The organism is Luteimonas sp. MC1895 (assembly GCF_016457215.1).
Classification (GTDB): domain Bacteria; phylum Pseudomonadota; class Gammaproteobacteria; order Xanthomonadales; family Xanthomonadaceae; genus Luteimonas.
The window spans coordinates 1-17,069 of record NZ_JAEMDY010000003.1 but is presented as its reverse complement, the minus strand read 5'-3'; the positions used below and the strand labels follow the sequence as shown (position 1 = coordinate 17,069).

Here is a 17,069-nt window from a genome sequence, read left to right as displayed (position 1 = left end):
GCGGCACGGACCCTACAATCAGCGTCCGTCCGCTGCCTTCCGTGCCGATGCCCTACACACCGATCCTGGCCACCCTCGGCTACGTCCTGTCGCCCGACCAACGCCGCGTGCTGATGGTCCACCGCAACGCGCGGCCCGGCGACCAGCACCTGGGCAAGTACAACGGCCTCGGCGGGAAACTCGAAGCCGGCGAGGACGCGCTCGCCGGCATGCGGCGCGAGATCCACGAGGAGGCCGCCATCGACTGCACGCGCATCACGCTGCGCGGCACCATCGGCTGGCCGGGCTTCGGCAAGGGCGGCGAGGACTGGTTCGCCTTCGTCTTCCTGGTCACGGACTTCACCGGCACGCCGCCGGGCTCGAACCCGGAAGGCACCCTGGAGTGGGTCGACGTCGACCGGATCCTCGAGCTGCCGCTGTGGGAGGGCGATCGCCACTTCGTGCCGCTGGTGTTCGACGGGGATCCGCGGCCGTTCCACGGCGTGATGCCGTATCGCGACGGGCGCATGGAGTCCTGGGCGTTCTCGCGCTGATCTCGCGCGGACCACGTGGGGGCCGGGACCGGCCGCGTCCGACGCTCAGCCGGCGCTTTCGACCTGGCGCGCCGGGTCGCTGAGTTCGAGCCCGCGCAGGATCACCCCGGCCTGGGTGCGGTTGCGCACGCCGAGCTTCTCGAAGATCGCCGAGAGATGCGCCTTGACCGTGCGCTCCTGCACGTCCAGGCGGTCGGCGATCTGCTTGTTGAGCAGGCCCTCGGCGACCAGCGCCAGCACCCGGAACTGCTGCGCGGTGAGGCTCGCCAGGCGTGCGGCCAGATCCGCGTCGCCCGGAGCGGACGCGGCCCGTGCGACCGCGCCGCGCAGCGCCGGCGGCAGCCATTCCTCGCAGGCCAGGACGGTGCGGATGGCGTCGCGCATCTCGTCCAGGCCGGCGCTCTTGGGGATGTAGCCGGCGGCACCGTGGTCGAGCGCGCGGCGCACCACCTGCGGATCCTCGTTGGCGGACACCAGCACCACCGCCACGGCGGGGAAGCGGGCGCGGATCGCGGCCAGGCCGGCGAGCCCGTGGTTGCCGGGCATGTGCAGGTCGAGCAGCACGAGGTCGATGTCGGCGCGCGACTCCAGCGCGGCCAGCGTGTCGTCCAGGGTGCCGGCCTCGAGCACGCCGGTGCCGGCCTCGGCCTCGACCGCGGCGCCGCGCAGGGCGGCACGGAACAGCGGATGGTCGTCGGCGATGAGGAGGGTGGCCATGGCCTGCGGGCGCGCGCGGCGTTACTGCGTGGTCCAGCCGCCGTCGACGGGGAACGACGCGCCGGTGACGTTGTGCGCCTCGCGGCGGCACAGCCAGACGGCCAGCGCGCCGATTTCCGCGGGAAGGGTCATGCGCAGGCTGGGCTGCTTCTCCGCCACCAGGGCGCGCACGCCGTCCTCGCGGCTGCCACCGTTGCGGCGGGCTTCGATCTGCGGCTCGATCAGCGGCGTCTCCACCCACCCCGGACAGATGCAGTTGACGGTCACGCCGCCACTGTCGCGGCTGCCGGCCGCGGCATACTCCAGCGCGGCCACCTTCGACAACCCGACGATGCCGTGCTTGGCCGCGACGTAGGGCGCCTTGTCCTTCGACGCGACCAGCCCATGCACCGAGGCGATGTTGACCACGCGCCCGAAGCCCCGCCCGGCCATCCCCGGCAGGGCCGCCCGCATCGTGTGGAAGGCGGCGCTGAGGTTGATGGCGATGATGTCGTTCCACTTGCCCACCGGCATCTGCGCGAACGCCGCGGTGTGCTGGATGCCGGCGTTGTTGACCAGCACGTCGACCGGGGACCAGGCGTCGATCCCGGCCATCATCGCGGCGATGGCGTCGGCGTCGCGCAGGTCGGCGTCGAAGTGGCGGGCGTCGCCACCGCCGGCCTGGCGCACCGCCTCCAGTGCCGCCCCCACCTGCGCCTCGTCGCCCAGTCCGTTGACCGCGACGCGCGCACCGGCCGCTGCAAGCGAGCAGGCGATGGCCAGGCCGATGCCGGAGGTGCTGCCGGTGACCAGCGCGGTGCGGCCGGTGAGGAAGGTGTCGGTCATTGGGGCATGCCTGGCGGGGATGGCCCACGTTAGCAAACCAGGGTGGCCGGCCCCCGCGTACGAAAGTACGATGCCGCGGCTGCGGGTGGCTGCTAGGGTGCGGGCACTCCCGGTAGCCTGAGGTGGCCCACGTGCGCCAGTTTCCGCATTCCAACCCGACCACGCCGAGCGCGCGCCTGGTCGCCACGGCGGCGACGCTGGCCCTGGTCGTGCTGGCCGGCTGCGCCTCGACCGCCGCACGCGACGCAAGGGAGACGGTGATGTTCGAGCAGCCACGCAGCAGCCTGCATCGCGATGGCGACGACCTGCTGACCGCGGGCCTGGGCCTCGACGGCCTGCGCCAGATGGTGCCGCCGGCGTTCGCCGACGCCGCGGCGCCGACGGCCGCCGAACTGCGCCGCCGCGCGCTCTGGAGCAACTGGCGCGGGATTGCCGACCTTGGCCCCGCCGGTGGCTACGGCACCCTGTACGGCAGCGTGGCCGCGGTTCCCGGTCGCGAATTCTCCGCCTATGCCACCGTCCCCGGCGCGACCCATCCGCACCGCGTGCTGGCGCAGGTGCCCGACGCTTTCGACGCCGCGAAGCGCTGCGTGGTGGTCACCGCATCTTCCGGCTCGCGCGGCATCTACGGCTCGATCGCGGTGGCCGGTGCCTGGGGCCTGCCGCGCGGCTGCGCCGTCGCCTATACCGACAAGGGCGCGGGCAGCGACTACTTCGACCTCGACGCGGGCCTGGGCTTCGGGGCGGATGGACGCGTCGCGGCGCGCGACGCCGGCGACATCGCCTTCGCGCCCGACGCGGCGCAGGGCGCCACCGGGGTGGCCTTCAAGCACGCCCATTCGCAGGACAACCCCGAAGCCGACTGGGGCCGCCACGTGAAGCAGGCCGCCGAGTTCGCGCTGCACGCGCTGGACGAGGCCCTGCCTGCGCAGGCGCCTTTCACCTTCGACAATACGCGCGTGATCGCGGTGGGCATTTCCAACGGCGGCGGCGCGGTGCTGCGCGCGGCCGAGCTGGAAGGCGACTGGCTGGACGCGGTCGTGGCCGGCGAGCCCAATGTGTACGTCGACGCGCCGGGCGCGCGCGCGCTCTACGACTACACCACCGAAGCCGCGCTGCTGATGCCCTGCGCGCTGCTGGCGGTGGACCAGCTGCCGCAGCCGCCGCTGCTCGACCAGGTGCGTCCGCTGTACGCCGCGCGCTGCGCATCGCTGGCCGCGCAGGGGCTGCTGGACGGCGCGGACACCGCGGCGCAGGCCGGACAGGCGCGCGAGCGCCTGGCCGACAGCGGCTGGACCGACGAAGCGCTGCGCGCCGGTGCGCTGTCGGCCGGCTTCGACCTCTGGCGCGCGGTGGCCGCGACCTATGCGAGCGCATACGGCCGCTACGGCGTGGGCGAGGGGCCATGCGGACTCTCGTACGCCGCACAGGGCAGCGACTTCCGGCCGCGAGCGGCGACGGCCGCGGAACGTGCCGCCTGGTGGTCCGATGCCAGCGGCATTCCACCGGGTTCCGGCGTGGGCCTGGTGGACGTCGGCCTCGCGCCACCCGACCTGGCGTGGACCGGCCTGCAGTGCCTGCGCGGCCTGTCGACCGGGCAGGGCCCCGACGCCGACCGCGTGCGCGCCGGCATCGCCGCCACGCGCGCGGCACCGCCGCGCGCCGGGCTGCCGGTAGTGGTGGTGCATGGGCTCGACGACGGCCTGATCCCGGTCGCCTTCAGCAGCGCGCCCTACGTCGGCCATGCCCGTGCCGCCGGCCGCGACGTGCGCTACTGGCAGGTGCGCAACGTGCAGCATTTCGACGGCTTCCTCGCATTCCCCGACTATGGCGCGCGCTACCTGCCGCTCCTGCCCTATGTCTACGAGGCGCTGGACCGGGTCGATGCCCACCTCGATGGCGCGGCGCTGCCGGTCGACGCCGTGATCGAAGCGACGCCGCGCGGCGCCGCGGCACTGGGTGTCTCCCACCTCGCGATGCCGCGCTGACGCGGATTTGCCCCGCGCTGACATCGGGTTTGGCATGCTGCAGCCTTCCTTGCGCACATTGGAGCGTCGATGACCCGCCAGCGCCACTTCTCCATGCTCCGCGACTTCCACCTGGCGGACTGGTTCACGCTTGCCAATGCGTTCTGCGGCACCGGCGCGATCTTCGCCGCGATGCGCTACCTGCAGGAGGGCGCTGGAAGCAGCGGCGTCCGTGACCTGCTGCTCGGAATGGCGCTGATCCCGCTGGCCTTCGTCTTCGATGCCTTCGACGGGCGCATCGCGCGTTGGCGCAAGGTGGCCTCGACGCTCGGGCGCGAACTGGACTCGCTGGCCGACGTCATCTCCTTCGGCGTCGCACCCGCCGCGCTGGGCTACGCCTGCGGCCTGCAGGGCGGCTGGGACTGGGTGGTCCTGAGCTGGTTCGTCGGCTGCGGCGTGAGCCGCCTGGCGCGCTACAACGTGACCGCCGAGACGCTGGCCGACGGCGGCGACAAGGTGAAGTATTTCGAAGGCACGCCGATCCCGACCAGCGTCGCGATCGTCGGACTGCTGGCCGTGGCCGCGTGGCAGGGTGCGATCGGCGACAACCTGTGGCTCGGGCAGTGGCAGGTCGGGCCGTGGCAGCTGCATCCGCTGGTGCTGGTGTACGCGCTGTCCGGCTCGCTGATGATCAGCAAGACCCTGCGCATTCCCAAGCCCTGAGCCGGCGCTGGCGCCGCCTTGTGCGGTTGCTATGATCGGGCCACGCGGATGGAGACGGGCAATGCTGGGCAATCCTCAGGGTGATTTCGAGTCGCTGGCGCGACGCTACTGGGCCGCATGGGGCGACGTGCTGCGCGGCGCGGCGCCGGCCGCGGCGACCATTCCCGGGATGGGCGGACCGCAGCTGCCCCCCGGCGTCGAGGCCTGGCAGGAATCGCTGGACCTGTGGACGCGCCTGGCGCACGGCGGCCGCACCGAGGCCAACGACGCGGTCGGGCATTTCAACACCCAGGCCCGCCAGTGGTACGCCCGCATGCAGGAAGTCGCGGCGCGTTTCGCCGGGCAGGAAACCAACGCGGTGGACGTCGCGCGCGCCTGGAAGGAAGCCCTGGGCGCCGCCGGCGAAAATCCCTTCCCCGAGATGCTGCGCAGCCTGCGCGGGCACGGCCTGCAGGGCCTGGAGCAGTGGGTGGAGGATTCGTCGCCCTGGCTGCAGTCGGTGCGCGACGAGGGCACGTCCTGGCTGCGGATGCCGGCGTTCGGCGCCGGCCGCGAGCAGCAGGAGCGGATGCAGCAGCTGACTGGCCACATGGTCGAATACCAGCAGGCGTCCAGTGCCTATGCCGCACTGATGGCGAAGGCGCAGCAGGAGGCCTTCCTGATCTTCGAGAACCGGCTGATCGACCACGAAGAGCCGGGACGGCAGCTGCAGTCCGGGCGCGCGCTGTTCGACCTCTGGATCGACGCCGCCGAGGAAGCCTATGCCGACATCGCGCTGTCGCCGGAATTCCGCGACGTCTACGGTCAGCTGGTGAACGCGCAGATGCGCGTGCGCGGCGGCGTGCAGCGCATGGTCGAGGACGCCACCGCGCAGCTGGGCATGCCCACGCGCAGCGAGCTCGACGGCGCGCATCGCAAGCTGGCGCAGCTCGAGCGCGAGGTGCGCCGGCTGCGCGATGCGCTGGGGCGTACGCCCCCGCCAGGCGCCGCGGAGCCGGTTGGGGCCGGCACGACGGCGGCCCCGGCGCGTCGTCGTGGAGCGGCCGCGCCGGCTCCCGCGAAGCGGGGCGGCAGCGCGTCCAGGAAAGCGGCGAAGACGGCGGCCCGTGCCGGTACCTCCGGCGCCGCCGCGAGACGCGCGGCTGCGGCGCCCGCCGCCGCGCCGAAGAAGGCGGCCAGGCGCGCGTCGTCGGCGCGCAGCGGATTCGGCGGCGCGATCTCCGGTTCGGTGCCGCGCGCACCCGAGCCGATCGCGAAGAAGGGCCCGGCGAAGGCAGCGAAGTCGGCCGGGAAGGGCCCCTCCAGGGGCCCCGCTGCGAAGGCGGCAAAGCCGGTGAAGAAGGGGAAGCGCTGACATGTACGGTCCGCTCAACATCACGCCCGCGAGCCTGGCCGAGGAGGCGCTCCGCCTGCAGCAGAAGCTCACCGCCGGACTGCAGGTGCTGCGCGAGGTCGACGACGTCGACTTCGGCGCCACGCGGCGCGAGGAGGTCTGGCGCGATGGCAAGGTGGTGCTCTACCGCTTCATCGGCGAGCGCGAACCCACGGTGCGCGTGCCGCTGCTGATCGCCTACGCCCTGGTCAACCGTCCCTACATGGTCGACCTGCAGGACAACAAGTCGCTGGTGCGCCAGCTGCTCGCGCGCGGGCAGGACGTCTACATCATCGACTGGGGCTACCCCGACCGCTCGGACCGCTTCCTCGACCTCGAGGACTACATCGAGCGCTTCATCGGCGGCGCGGTCGACCACCTGCGCGGCGAGTACGACGTCGACGCGATCAACCTGCTCGGCATCTGCCAGGGCGGTGCGTTCTCGCTGAGCTATGCCGCGCTCAACCCGGAGAAGGTGCGCAACCTCATCACCATGGTCACGCCGGTGGATTTCCACACTCCGGACAACATGCTGTCGAACTGGACCCGCGGGATGGACGTCGACCTGTTCGTCGACACCCTCGGCAACGTCCCGGCCGACCTGATGAACATGTGCTACCTGACGCTGAAGCCGTGGCGCCTGTTTGTGCAGAAGTACGTCGGCATGGCCGACATCCTCGACGACAAGGCGGCGATGGAAGACTTCCTGCGCATGGAGAAGTGGATCTTCGATTCACCGGACCAGGCCGGCGAAGCCTTCCGCCAGTTCATCACCATGTACTACCAGGGCAACGGCTTCGTCGAAGGCGGCATCGAGATCGGCGGCCGCGAGGTGCACCTGGGCATGGTCGAGATGCCGGTGCTCAACATCTTCGCCGAGCAGGACCACCTGGTGCCGCCGTCTGCGTCCAGGCCGCTGCGCGGGCTGGTAGGCACCGACGATTACTCCGAGCTGTCGTTCCGCGGCGGCCACATCGGCATCTACGTTTCGGGCCGGGCGCAGAAGGAAGTGCCCGACGCGATCCACGGTTGGCTGTCGCAGCGATGAGCAGCGTGCGCCCACGGCTGGCACGTCCGCTGGACGACCGCGTGCTCGCGGGCGTGGTCGGCGGGATCGCGCGGCGCTTCGGCTGGAGTTCGACCCTGCTGCGCGTCGTCTACGTGGTCGCCTCGGTGCTGTCGGCGGCCTTCCCCGGCATCCTGGTCTACCTGGTCCTGTGGCTGCTGATGCCCGAGGACGGTTGAGCGCGCACAGGCGCGCGGCACGCCTGGCCGTCGGGATCCTGGGCATGGCGTGGGCGCTGCCCAACACCGTGGCGGGCCTGGTCGTCGGCCTGGCCGCGCTCCCGTTCGGTGCCCGGATGCGGCTGCGCGCCGCGGATCGCGCGCTGGCCTTCGACGGCGTGCCCTGGGGTCCGGGAGGCGCGCTCACGCTGGGCAACGTGATCCTGCACACCGGCGACAGCCTGGACGGCGACTGCCTGACCTATGCACACAGGGCAGGCCTGTGCGAGCAGCGCACCGTGCGCCTGGCCGACCACGAACGCGCGCACGTGTACCAGTACATGGCGCTGGGGCCGTTTTTCCTGCCCTTGTATTTCCTGTGCGGCGGCATCGGCGTGCGCAACCGCTTCGAGCGGGCCGCCGACCGCTATGCGCTGACGGGGCGCGGCTGGTGGCCCTGGCCAGGTCCGCCGATGGACGGTCGGGTGGATTGACGGTGCGATGGCGATGTCTCCTCGGGTTGACCCGAGGCTGCGACCGGGCCGCGAAGCGCTACTCTGGCGCTTCCCGAGGGGCACGCCATGAACCGAGTCATCCCGCGCGACAGCCGCGACCCGTGGTCGCTTTTCCTGCCCGTGCTGCTGGCGGTCGCGGCGGGCATCCTGGTGGCCGACATCGTGCGGCACCTGGCAGGCGCCGCCTTCGCCGATGACGATGTGCCCGCGGCCGCGATCGCGACCGTGCCGCAGGATCCGGCCGACGGCACGGCGGATGGCGACGCCGCGGTCGATGACGCGGCCAGGGTGACGGTAGGGACGAGCAGCGGGGGCGACGTCGTGCTGCTGCCAGGCCCGGTTGCCGCGATGCGCGACGGCGCGGAGCGGGCCTGCATCAACGACACCATCGCGCTGCGCCGGCCCAACGGCTGGGAGCAGGGCCTGGAGCACAGCGCGCCGCTGCGCTGCCGCGCCAGCTCGCCCTGACGCGTCAGCTGCCCGGCAGCGGAATACGGGCGATGCCCCCGCCGATGGCGCCGCCCCGTGGCCCGAACCGCCGTTCGGCGAACACGATCTGTCGGCGACCCACCAGCACCACGCTGCTGCAGCGCGTCCCGTATTCCACGCCGCTGGAGACGAAGGGCGGTGAAAGTGCGCGTTCCAGCTCCAGTCCGATGCCGGTATCCGGCAGGTCGGCGTCGGGCGCCACCTGCGTGTCGGCCAGGGCTGCGAACAGCGGCTCCAGCACGTCGGCCGTGCAAGGCGGATCCGCGATATCGGCGACGCAGCCCAACCACGTCTCCAGCGCGCGCGTCGCCGCCATGCTCTTGGGCCAGGGCGCGTCGAAGGCGCCGTTGGACATGGCGTGGATGCCCGGCGCCACGTTGCCATGCTGCATGCCCGGATGGTTGCTGGCATGGACCAGCATGGATCCGTCCCAAAGCAGCGCGTTGAAGGCACCGTAGCCGGTTTCCGCGGCCGGTCCGGCGGCGAAGTCGCTGGCGGAGAGATCGCCGCGGACGAAGTCGCGGACCAGCCATCCGCGCGACCGCGGCTGCGCCCAGGCGCCAGGGCCGTCGCGGACGTTGGTGACCGCGGCCAGCCGGCCACGCGCAGAGACCTGCAGCCAGCCGCCGCCCTGGACGAGGTCGCGTCCACCATAGACCGTGGGGTCGTCCGGATCGAGGCCGGCGTCGGCGGTGGGGCGGGCGTGGAATTCGTCGCGATTGGCGGCGATGACCAGCGGCCAGTGGCGATGCTGGCGCCAGGCGAGGGCGATCAGGCACATGGGGCCATGTTAGCCGCGCGGGGTGCCGATGAGGCGAGAGGTATCCGGCCCAGCACCGTGGTCAGTGACCACGGCCATGCATCCCTGTAGGCGGCGCTCCGTCCGTTGGTGCGCTGTGCTGCCGGTGCGGACATGATGCGCGGACACGCGCCAGGCCCGTATCGGCGCTGGCCCCGTTCGAGGGTCAGAAAAATCCTACCGTGGTGCCGGAAGTGGGACTCGAACCCACACGCTTTTAAGGGCGGCGGATTTTGAGTCCGCTGCGTCTACCGATTCCGCCATTCCGGCGCGGGCGCAAAGTATAGCGGCAGCGGAAGCTCATGCAGCCTGGTCGGTGCGCAAGGCGGTGTCGACGCGCAGATACCACTCGCCCGAGGCCTGCTCGAATCGCGAGCACTGCTCCAGCGGTCCCTCGTAGACATGCAGCGAAACGGCGATGGCCCTCGGATCGGCGTTGCGGATGGTGTGGTACTCGTGCGGCGGGATCAGGCTGCCGGCGCTGCCGGGGCCTGCCTGCAGGCCGCCGGCGGAGCGGAAACGGAAGCGGTCGCCGTCGCGCTCGACCAGCTCGAACTGGGTGATCTCGAGTTCGCCTTCCCAGACGCCCTCGACGCACCAGCAGCCGGCATGGTCATGGATCGGCGTGCCCTGTCCGGGACCCCAGGTCATCGCCACCACGCTGTAGCCGTGCGTCGGGCTGCGATAGAGCTCGCGGCGCGCGTAGTGGTCCTCGATCGGGCTGTGCACGCAGTCGGGCAGGCGCACGCCCGGGTCGCGGATCAGCTCGCACATGACGACGCGCAGCGCCGCGGTCACCGCGTGGCAGTCACCGGCCGCCAGGGCCTGGTCGATGCCGGCGACCAGGCGCTCGCGACCGTGGAACGGGACGTCGGGCAGGGCGCCGCCGGCGCCTTCGCTGGGCTTGCTCATGGCGAAGAGTGTACGACGGGCCGCCACATCGCCCGCGCCGCGGCGCAGCATGCCGCGGCCCGAACGGACGGCTTCCGGCTCACAGCGCGGCCAGGAAGTCGCCGACCGCGGGAGAGAAACGCGCGAAATCGACCAGGAAGGCATCGTGCCCCTGGGGCGACTCCAGCGGCAGGAACGTCGAGGCCGCGCCGCCTGCGCGCAGGCCATCGGCGATCTCCTCCTGCTGCTGCAGCGGGAACAGGATGTCGGTCTGCACGCCGATCGCCAGCGCGCGCTCGACCTGGATCTTCGCCAGGCCCTGGGCGGTGGTGCCGCCGCAGGATTCGCCGATGTCGAACCAGTCCATGCAGCGGCTCAGGTAGAGGTAGCAGTTCGGGTCGAAGTTGCGCACGAAGCGCCGCGCGTGCGCCTCGAGGTAGCTCTCGACCTCGAACTCGAGCCCGAACGGGTCTTCGTCGTCGCGGCGGTCGGAGTCCAGGCGCACGCGGCCGAAACGTCCGTCCCACTCGAGCGCCGAACGATAGGTGATGACGCCGAGCTTGCGCGCCATGCGCATCCCGCTCTCGGGATAGCGCGCCTCGTCGTACTCGCCGTTGTTCCAGTGCGGGTCCAGGCGGATGGCTTCGCGCTGAAGCGATCGGATCGCGATCGAGAACGGCAGCGCGCGCGCCGCGCCGGACACGTTGACGTGGCTGCGCGAGATGCCTGGATGCCGCGCCAGCAGCGCCAGCGCCGCCATGCCACCCATCGAGTTGCCGACGACGCAGGCCAGCCGCCCGATGCCCAGCGCGCACACCACGTGGGCGGCCGTGTCGGCCACGTCCTCGATGGCGACGTCGGGAAAGGCGAGCCGCCAGGGCTGCCCGGTGGCCGGGTCGACCGACGCCGGGCCGCTGGATCCCTTGCAGCTGCCCAGCGAGTTCACGCAGACCACGTGCCAGCGGTCGGTGTCGATCGCCTTGCCGGGCCCGACCATGGGCTCCCACCAGCCGGGGGAGGGGTCGTCGGCGCTCGCCGCGGCGTGTGCGTCCGGCGACAGCCCGGTGAGGATCAGGATGGAGTTGTCGCCGGCGGCATTGCGCCGGCCCCAGGTCTCGTACGCGATGCGGCCCTGCGGCAGGACGCCGCCGCGCTTCATGGCGAAGCCGGCGGGCAGCTCGATCCAGCGCGTGCCGGGCGGGATGAATTCGGTCATGGGCGCCAGTTTACCGCCGCGGCCGAAGTGCCGAGGCGCCGATCCGCGCGCGCGGACTCACTCCGCGCCGATCACCAGCTCGACCGTGCCCGCGTTGGGCAGGGTGACCCGCACCGGAGCGGCTTCCACGTCATCGGCACGGCGTTCGACCGTGCCGCGCGCGGAGATCCGCGCCGAGACGACCGCCGCGTCCAGCTGCGAGAGCAGCTGGGTCGGCATCGGGCTGTCGCCGTCGTCGAGCACGATGTCCAGCGGCAGGGCCGACACCGGGTGGCGCTCGGCGGCGACCGGCATCGGAGGCCCGTCGGGGTGGCGCGCCATGACGAAGACCGTGGCCTCCAGGCCAACCCGCTCGGCCACGCCTGGCGCAAGGCTCAGGCGGATCCGCAGGCCGCCGGCGGCGGTGCCCGCAGCCGTGGAGCCGCGGGCCGCGGTCGCGTCGGACGATGGCGTGGCCATGCCCGCAGCGGGAGCCGTGGCTTGGTCCAGCGGCGGCAGGCCGGCGGCCTCGCGGGCCTGCGCGATCTGTGGCCGCAGGCTGGAAGCGGTGGCTTCGTCGACCTGTGGCAGCAGCCCTTCCCAAGTGGCCGCCGCCTCGGCATCCAGGCCGCGCTGGCGCTGGGCGACGCCCAGGAACCAGCGTGCGCGCTGGTTGCCCGGCTGTAGCGACAGCGCGCGTTGCAGCAGCGCCACCGCGTCGTCGCTGAAGCGGTTCTGCGGATGCGCCTGCGCGCTGGACTGCGCGACCTCGACCATCAGCGCCGGTTCGTCCGGCACCAGCCGCAGCGCCCGGCTGTAGGCGTCGTGCGCGGCCGCATGGTCACCCTGGACCGACATCGAGCGTGCAAGCAGCACCCAGCCTTCGGGCTGCTCCGGATTGCGTTCGAGTTCCGTGCGCAGCTCCGCGATGGCCTGGGCGAACTCCGCCGGATCGACCTGGGTGGCGGCATCGAGTCCATCGGCGACCGGTCTTCTGGCGGCGGGGTCGAGCGCGGCGGGCGTGCCGAGGGTCTGGTACAGGCCCAGCGACAGCACCGGGACCGCCGCCATCACCACCAGCCAGGTGCGCGGCGAGGCACGTCGCAGCGGGGCGGCGACCATGGCGGTGGCCAGCACCGCGACGAGCAGCACGACGAGGAGGAAGACCGCGGTCATCACCACTCCTGTCCGTCGTCGACGGGATCGGTCGCGACGCGGTTGGCCGAGGCACGCCGGCGCACGACGACCACCAGCACCACGGCGCCGGCCAGCAGCACGAGCGCGGGACCGAGCCACAGCAGCAGGGTGCCGCCGCCGAACGGCGGGCGGTAGAGCACGAATTCGCCGTAACGCTCGACGAGGAAGGTCTTGATCTCGGCATCGCTGCGGCCTTCGCGCATGAGGTTGAACACCTCGCGGCGCAGGTCGTGGGCGATCGGCGCGTCGGAATCGGCCAGTGACTGGTTCTGGCACATCACGCAGCGCAGTTCGAGGGTGAGCTGGTGGAAGCGCTGTTCCTCGGCGCGGTCGCGGAATTCCAGTGGCTGGACGTTGCGCACCGCCTGCGCGGCGGCGGACTGCGGTGCGAGCAGGCCGGCCGCGGCCAGCAGTGCGAGCGCGCCGGCGAGCAGGACGGTCTTCGCGGCATGGGCCACGCGCGCGCTCATCCGCCGGACTCCAGCCCGGCGACCATCGGCGCGAGCACGTCGTCGACGATCGCGTCGGTCAGCGGGCCGACGTGCTTCCAGCGCACGATGCCCTCGGCGTCGACGAGGAAGGTCTCGGGCGCGCCGTAGATCCCCCACTCGATGGCCGTTTCGCCTTCGTAGTCGGTGATCACGACCCAGTAGGGATTGCCGAACTGCTCCAGCCAGCGCAGCGCGTCGGCGGGCTCGTCCTTCCAGTTGTAGCCGACCACGCGGATCTTCTTGGTTTCCGCGTAGCGCGCCAGGACCGGATGCTCCTCCTGGCAGCCCGGGCACCAGCTGCCCCAGACGTTGAGGATGTAGGGCTGGCCGCGCAGGTCCCCGCTGCCGACGCGGTAGCTGGCGTCATGCAGGACCGGCAGCGAGAACTGCGGCGCCGCCTTGCCGATCAGCGGCGAGGGCAGGGACTCGCGGTCGGGGCGGTCGGAGCGGCTCACGCCCCAGGCCAGCAGCACCAGCAGGGCCACGAAGCCCCCGACCAGCAGGACGGCCAGCAGGCGGCGTCCGCCGGTGGGCGGCACTCCGGGCACAGGCGCGCCCGGCAAGGGGGCTCCAGGCGGCAGGGGCGTGTTCATCGCGCATCCTCCTTCTTCAGCGGCAGGCGGAAGCGGCGGTCGAAGGCCACCACCACGGCGCCCAGCGCCATCAGCAGCGCGCCGGCCCAGATCCAGCGCACGAAGGGCTTCACGTGCAGGCGCACCGCCCACGCGTCATTGCCCAGCGGCTCGCCCAGGGCCACGAAGATGTCGGCGCGCAGGCCGGCGTGGATGCCGGCGTCGGTCATCACCTGGCCGCCGCTGGCATAGGCGCGCTTTTCCGGATGCAGCAGCACCAGCGGCCGGTCATCGCGGAACACCTGCACGTGGCCGCGGTCGGCCATGTAGTTGGGACCCTGCACGCGGTCGACGCCGTCGAAGCGGAAGTCGTAGCGGCCGATGGTCTGGGTCTGGCCCGGCAGCATCGGCACCTCGCGCAGCACGTTCTGCGCCTCGACCAGCATCGCGCCGACCACGAACACCGCGATGCCGAGGTGGCCCAGCACCATGCCCAGCATCTCGGGGGTGAAGCTGCGGCCCTTCGCGCGGATGCGGGTCCAGACGAAGCGCAGCGTGCCCAGCGCCACCCAGGCCGCGGCGAACACGCCGAACCCGGTCTTCACCGCGCCCTGCGGCGCCTGGAACCACGCCGCCACGCCCAGCCCCAGCGCGAGCGCCAGCCACGGCGCCAGCATCGCCATCGGCTTCGACGCCTGCTCCTGCTGCCAGCGGGTCAGCGGCCCGAACGGCACCAGCATCACCAGCGGCGCCATCAGCACCAGGAACAGGGTGCCGAAGTAGGGCGGACCAACCGAGACCTTGCCCAGGTCGAGCGCGTCGGCCAGCAGCGGGTACAGGGTGCCGAACAGCACCATCGCACAGGCCGAGGCCAGCAGCAGGTTGTTGACCAGCAGCAGGGTCTCGCGCGAGGACACCGAGAACGGCTTGCCCTGCGCCAGCCGCGGCGCCCGCATCACGTACACCAGCAGCGCGCCACCGATGACCGCGCCGAGGAAGACCAGGATGAAGAGGCCGCGCGACGGGTCGGCGGCGAAGGAGTGCACGCTGGTCAGCACGCCCGAGCGCACCAGGAACGCGCCGAGGAGCGACAGCGAGAACGCCGCGATCGCCAGCAGCATGGTCCAGCTGCCGAAGCTTCCGCGCTTCTCGGTCACCGCCTGCGAATGGATCAGCGCCGCGCCGACCAGCCACGGCATGAAGCTGGCGTTCTCCACCGGATCCCAGAACCACCAGCCGCCCCAGCCGAGTTCGTAATAGGCCCACCAGCTGCCCATGGCGATGCCGACGGTCAGGAACGCCCAGGCGATGTTGGTCCAGGGCCGCGACCAGCGCAGCCAGCGCGCGTCGACCACGCCTTCCAGGAGTGCGGCGAGCGAGAAGGCGAACGGCACCACGAAGCCGATGTAGCCGATGTACAGCAGCGGCGGATGGATGATCATCCCCGGATCCTGCAGCAGCGGGTTCAGGTCATGGCCTTCGACCGCCGCGGGCAGCAGGCGGTCGAACGGATTCGACGTGAACACCATGAACGACAGGAAGCCCACCGCCACCAGTCCGATGATGCCCAGTGCGCGCGCGCGGAAGCTCCACGGAATGCGCCGCGACATCAGCGCGACCGCGGCGTTCCACACCGCCAGCATCAGCGCCCACAGCAGCAGCGAGCCCTCGTGCGAGCCCCAGACCGCGGTGTAGCGGTAGACGAGCGGCAGCAGGGTGTTGGAATTGTCGGCGACGTACCTGACCGAGAAGTCGCCGGTGACGAAGGCCATCGTCAGCAGCACGTACGCGGCCAGCACCAGCACCAGCTGTGCGATCGCGGCCGGGCGCGTGACCGCGGCCAGGTCCTCGCGGCCGCGCGCGGCCCCGGCCAGGCCGGCGATGCCCTGCAGCACCGCGAGCACCAGCGCCAGGGCGAGCGCGGCCTGGCCGATCTCCGGCAGCACTAGCGCGCGCCTTCGTCGGCCGCGGCAGGCATGTCGACGTTGTGCTTCTCGTGCGCCAGGCCCATCTTATCGGCCACTTCCTTGGGCACGTAGGTCTCGTCGTGCTTGGCCAGCACTTCCTCGGCGACGAAGGTCCCGTCGGCGCGCATGCGCCCGGTGGCGACCACCGACTGGCTCTCGCGGAACAGGTCGGGAAGAATCCCCGAGTACACCACCGGCATCAGCGCGTCGCCGTCGCTGACCTGGAAGCGCGCCTCCATCGAGCCGGGCGTGCGTTCGAAGGAGCCCTTGGCGACCATGCCGCCAAGCCGGAACCGGGTCGCCCCCGAAGCCACGTCGGCACCGGCGCGGCCATCGAGGATCTCAGCCGGCGTGAACAGGTAGGCGACGTTGCGCTGCAGCGCCGCGCCGACCAGCACCGCCACCAGGGCGGCCGCGGCGACGACGGCGAGCACGAACCAGAGGCGCCTGCGGCGGGTGGGATTCATCGACCAAGCTCCGTGGGACGTGTGTTGCCGGCAGGGCGTGCGGCGCGGCGCGCGGCCAGCCTGCGCGCTGCGCGCAGCTGGCGGGCGATGGCGAGGCGCGGGGCGATGTAGTCCCAGGCCAGCATCAGGGCGAACACCGCGTAGGCGGCGATGACGTATTCGCGATAGCTCATGGCGTGCTCCCGGCCCCGGCAAGCCGGCGCACCCAGTCCTTGCCCGCCTCGCGCTGCAGGTTGTCGGCGCGCGCACGCGCCAGCAGCGAACCGGCGAACCAGAGCTTGGTGCCGATCAGCATCCACACCAGCGGCGGCAGCATGCTCGGGTCCATCGTGGACTCGCCGAACACGCGGATGGTCTGGCCCTGGTGCAGCGAGTTCCACCACACCACCGAGTAGCGGATGATCGGCAGCATGACCACGCCGACCAGGGCCAGCAGGCCGGCGGCGCGTGCCGCGGTGCGGCGGTCGTCGATGGCGTGGTACAGGCCGATCACGCCCAGGTACAGGAACAGCAGTACCAGTTGGCTGGTCAGGCGCGGGTCCCAGTCCCACCAGGTGCCCCACATCGGCTTGCCCCAGATCGATCCGGTCGCCAGGGTCACCGCGGTGAAGGCGGCGCCGATCGGCGCGCAGGCCATCGCCAGGATCTCGCACAGCTTGATCCGCCAGACGAGCGCGATCGCGGAATACAGCGCCATCAGGCCGAACACGAGCAGGCTCATCCACGCGGCCGGGACGTGGATGTAGAGGATGCGGAAGCTGTCGCCCTGCTGGTAGTCGGCGGGCACCTGGAACAGCGCGCCGTACACGCCCCAGGCCATGACGAGGGCGCCCAGGACATAGCCCCACGGCGCCCAGCGGGCGGCGAAGCGGTCGAAGTAGGGGGGCGACCCCAGCTGGTGGAACCAGCGGAGTACCGGGTTCATGTCGGACATCTGGTTTTCGCTGGCGGCAGGCGTGCAGGCCCGGAAAGGGCCGGCCCAGGACCTGGGCGGGCGTCCGGACCAGCACTGCATTCTTTCAGGTTTGGCCCCGCGGGCCAAGGCGCGGAGCTGGAACACGGTGGCGCGGGTTGGCGGCGTTTCAGGCGCCGCCGTGGTTTTTGGCCTCGGCTTCGGGGGGCGCG

General features: G+C 71.8%; 21 protein-coding genes and 1 tRNA gene. 9 read left to right on the top strand and 13 right to left on the bottom strand.

Translation table 11 applies throughout. The features are described 5' to 3' along the window. The first annotated feature begins 47 nt into the window (after positions 1-47). Positions 48-533, top strand: coding sequence for an 8-oxo-dGTP diphosphatase (locus tag JG616_RS08065; RefSeq protein WP_199392271.1), 486 nt, complete (start codon positions 48-50; stop codon positions 531-533). Between the two features lie 45 nt (positions 534-578). Here the strand turns inward: JG616_RS08065 and JG616_RS08060 are convergent, their stop codons facing one another. Both JG616_RS08060 and JG616_RS08055 read right to left on the bottom strand, forming a co-directional pair. Continuing rightward, complete coding sequence (locus JG616_RS08060) at positions 579-1,250, bottom strand: response regulator transcription factor (protein WP_199361913.1); 672 nt, start codon at positions 1,248-1,250, stop codon at positions 579-581. Between the two features lie 21 nt (positions 1,251-1,271). Further along, on the bottom strand, positions 1,272-2,075 hold the full coding sequence (locus tag JG616_RS08055) for a 3-hydroxybutyrate dehydrogenase (protein WP_199392270.1): 804 nt from the start codon (positions 2,073-2,075) through the stop codon (positions 1,272-1,274). 131 nt (positions 2,076-2,206) lie between these two features. On the opposite strand from JG616_RS08055, the gene JG616_RS08050 reads away from it, so the two are divergent. From JG616_RS08050 to JG616_RS08020, 7 genes are all read left to right on the top strand, one after another. Then, a complete protein-coding gene (locus JG616_RS08050; RefSeq protein WP_343224998.1) occupies positions 2,207-4,063 on the top strand; it encodes a 3-hydroxybutyrate oligomer hydrolase family protein in 1,857 nt (618 codons plus the stop codon). A 69-nt stretch (positions 4,064-4,132) separates the two neighbouring features. Beyond that, on the top strand, positions 4,133-4,765 hold the full coding sequence (locus JG616_RS08045; protein WP_199361915.1) for a CDP-alcohol phosphatidyltransferase family protein: 633 nt from the start codon (positions 4,133-4,135) through the stop codon (positions 4,763-4,765). Between the two features lie 61 nt (positions 4,766-4,826). Then, positions 4,827-6,119 carry a class III poly(R)-hydroxyalkanoic acid synthase subunit PhaE gene (gene phaE / locus JG616_RS08040; protein ID WP_199392269.1) on the top strand — a complete coding sequence of 431 codons (1,293 nt, stop codon included), beginning with the start codon at positions 4,827-4,829 and terminating at the stop codon, positions 6,117-6,119. A 1-nt stretch (position 6,120) separates the two neighbouring features. Further along, positions 6,121-7,185 carry a class III poly(R)-hydroxyalkanoic acid synthase subunit PhaC gene (gene phaC / locus JG616_RS08035; protein WP_199361917.1) on the top strand — a complete coding sequence of 355 codons (1,065 nt, stop codon included), beginning with the start codon at positions 6,121-6,123 and terminating at the stop codon, positions 7,183-7,185. Then, complete coding sequence (locus JG616_RS08030; RefSeq protein WP_199361918.1) at positions 7,182-7,382, top strand: PspC domain-containing protein; 201 nt, start codon at positions 7,182-7,184, stop codon at positions 7,380-7,382. The genes phaC and JG616_RS08030 overlap by 4 nt, the downstream gene beginning before the upstream one ends. Before the next feature lie 44 nt (positions 7,383-7,426). Beyond that, positions 7,427-7,855 carry a hypothetical protein gene (locus JG616_RS08025; protein WP_235973079.1) on the top strand — a complete coding sequence of 143 codons (429 nt, stop codon included), beginning with the start codon at positions 7,427-7,429 and terminating at the stop codon, positions 7,853-7,855. An 87-nt stretch (positions 7,856-7,942) separates the two neighbouring features. Then, positions 7,943-8,344 carry a hypothetical protein gene (locus JG616_RS08020; protein ID WP_199392267.1) on the top strand — a complete coding sequence of 134 codons (402 nt, stop codon included), beginning with the start codon at positions 7,943-7,945 and terminating at the stop codon, positions 8,342-8,344. A gap of 4 nt (positions 8,345-8,348) precedes the next feature. Here JG616_RS08020 and JG616_RS08015 read toward each other — a convergent pair whose 3' ends face one another. From JG616_RS08015 to JG616_RS07965, 11 genes are all read right to left on the bottom strand, one after another. Next, a complete protein-coding gene (locus JG616_RS08015) occupies positions 8,349-9,146 on the bottom strand; it encodes an NRDE family protein (RefSeq protein ID WP_199392266.1) in 798 nt (265 codons plus the stop codon). Positions 9,147-9,347: 201 nt separating this feature from the next. Then, positions 9,348-9,434: transfer RNA gene (locus tag JG616_RS08010), tRNA-Leu, on the bottom strand. Positions 9,435-9,464: 30 nt separating this feature from the next. After that, a complete protein-coding gene (locus JG616_RS08005) occupies positions 9,465-10,076 on the bottom strand; it encodes a cysteine dioxygenase family protein (protein WP_199392265.1) in 612 nt (203 codons plus the stop codon). 79 nt (positions 10,077-10,155) lie between these two features. Continuing rightward, positions 10,156-11,271, bottom strand: a complete 1,116-nt coding sequence (locus JG616_RS08000; RefSeq protein WP_199392264.1) for a homoserine O-acetyltransferase — start codon at positions 11,269-11,271, stop codon at positions 10,156-10,158. A gap of 57 nt (positions 11,272-11,328) precedes the next feature. Further along, positions 11,329-12,426 carry a tetratricopeptide repeat protein gene (locus JG616_RS07995; RefSeq protein ID WP_199392263.1) on the bottom strand — a complete coding sequence of 366 codons (1,098 nt, stop codon included), beginning with the start codon at positions 12,424-12,426 and terminating at the stop codon, positions 11,329-11,331. Continuing rightward, entirely contained in the window at positions 12,426-12,917 is a 492-nt protein-coding gene (locus JG616_RS07990) for a cytochrome c-type biogenesis protein (RefSeq protein ID WP_199361924.1), read from the bottom strand. The genes JG616_RS07995 and JG616_RS07990 overlap by 1 nt, the downstream gene beginning before the upstream one ends. Then, entirely contained in the window at positions 12,914-13,531 is a 618-nt protein-coding gene (locus tag JG616_RS07985) for a DsbE family thiol:disulfide interchange protein (RefSeq protein ID WP_199361925.1), read from the bottom strand. Before JG616_RS07985 ends, JG616_RS07990 begins: the two co-directional genes overlap by 4 nt. Continuing rightward, a complete protein-coding gene (locus JG616_RS07980) occupies positions 13,528-15,456 on the bottom strand; it encodes a heme lyase CcmF/NrfE family subunit (RefSeq protein WP_199392262.1) in 1,929 nt (642 codons plus the stop codon). The genes JG616_RS07985 and JG616_RS07980 overlap by 4 nt, the downstream gene beginning before the upstream one ends. After that, positions 15,456-15,944: a cytochrome c maturation protein CcmE gene (gene ccmE / locus JG616_RS07975; RefSeq protein ID WP_199361927.1), complete on the bottom strand. Its 489-nt coding sequence runs from the start codon at positions 15,942-15,944 to the stop codon at positions 15,456-15,458. Before ccmE ends, JG616_RS07980 begins: the two co-directional genes overlap by 1 nt. Beyond that, positions 15,941-16,117, bottom strand: a complete 177-nt coding sequence (ccmD, locus tag JG616_RS07970; protein WP_199361928.1) for a heme exporter protein CcmD — start codon at positions 16,115-16,117, stop codon at positions 15,941-15,943. The genes ccmE and ccmD overlap by 4 nt, the downstream gene beginning before the upstream one ends. Next, positions 16,114-16,869, bottom strand: coding sequence for a heme ABC transporter permease (locus tag JG616_RS07965; RefSeq protein WP_199392261.1), 756 nt, complete (start codon positions 16,867-16,869; stop codon positions 16,114-16,116). Before JG616_RS07965 ends, ccmD begins: the two co-directional genes overlap by 4 nt. On the opposite strand from JG616_RS07965, the gene JG616_RS13555 reads away from it, so the two are divergent. After that, the coding region (locus JG616_RS13555) for a hypothetical protein (RefSeq protein WP_207748979.1) at positions 16,868-17,069 on the top strand (202 nt) is incomplete at its 3' end. The genes JG616_RS07965 and JG616_RS13555 overlap by 2 nt on opposite strands.

Bases quoted from the DNA above. Each gene is read 5' to 3' on its own strand.
- JG616_RS08015 (WP_199392266.1), bottom strand. From the start codon at position 9,146: ATGTGCCTGATCGCCCTCGCCTGGCGCCAGCATCGCCACTGGCCGCTG.
- JG616_RS08055 (WP_199392270.1), bottom strand. From the start codon at position 2,075: ATGACCGACACCTTCCTCACCGGCCGCACCGCGCTGGTCACCGGCAGC.
- phaE (WP_199392269.1), top strand. From the start codon at position 4,827: ATGCTGGGCAATCCTCAGGGTGATTTCGAGTCGCTGGCGCGACGCTAC.
- JG616_RS07985 (WP_199361925.1), bottom strand. From the start codon at position 13,531: ATGAACACGCCCCTGCCGCCTGGAGCCCCCTTGCCGGGCGCGCCTGTG.
- ccmD (WP_199361928.1), bottom strand. From the start codon at position 16,117: ATGAGCTATCGCGAATACGTCATCGCCGCCTACGCGGTGTTCGCCCTG.
- JG616_RS07965 (WP_199392261.1), bottom strand. From the start codon at position 16,869: ATGAACCCGGTACTCCGCTGGTTCCACCAGCTGGGGTCGCCCCCCTAC.
- JG616_RS08045 (WP_199361915.1), top strand. From the start codon at position 4,133: ATGACCCGCCAGCGCCACTTCTCCATGCTCCGCGACTTCCACCTGGCG.
- JG616_RS08005 (WP_199392265.1), bottom strand. From the start codon at position 10,076: ATGAGCAAGCCCAGCGAAGGCGCCGGCGGCGCCCTGCCCGACGTCCCG.
- phaC (WP_199361917.1), top strand. From the start codon at position 6,121: ATGTACGGTCCGCTCAACATCACGCCCGCGAGCCTGGCCGAGGAGGCG.
- JG616_RS07990 (WP_199361924.1), bottom strand. From the start codon at position 12,917: ATGAGCGCGCGCGTGGCCCATGCCGCGAAGACCGTCCTGCTCGCCGGC.
- JG616_RS08025 (WP_235973079.1), top strand. From the start codon at position 7,427: ATGGCGTGGGCGCTGCCCAACACCGTGGCGGGCCTGGTCGTCGGCCTG.
- JG616_RS08065 (WP_199392271.1), top strand. From the start codon at position 48: ATGCCCTACACACCGATCCTGGCCACCCTCGGCTACGTCCTGTCGCCC.
- JG616_RS08030 (WP_199361918.1), top strand. From the start codon at position 7,182: ATGAGCAGCGTGCGCCCACGGCTGGCACGTCCGCTGGACGACCGCGTG.
- JG616_RS08060 (WP_199361913.1), bottom strand. From the start codon at position 1,250: ATGGCCACCCTCCTCATCGCCGACGACCATCCGCTGTTCCGTGCCGCC.
- JG616_RS07995 (WP_199392263.1), bottom strand. From the start codon at position 12,426: ATGACCGCGGTCTTCCTCCTCGTCGTGCTGCTCGTCGCGGTGCTGGCC.
- ccmE (WP_199361927.1), bottom strand. From the start codon at position 15,944: ATGAATCCCACCCGCCGCAGGCGCCTCTGGTTCGTGCTCGCCGTCGTC.
- JG616_RS08000 (WP_199392264.1), bottom strand. From the start codon at position 11,271: ATGACCGAATTCATCCCGCCCGGCACGCGCTGGATCGAGCTGCCCGCC.
- JG616_RS08020 (WP_199392267.1), top strand. From the start codon at position 7,943: ATGAACCGAGTCATCCCGCGCGACAGCCGCGACCCGTGGTCGCTTTTC.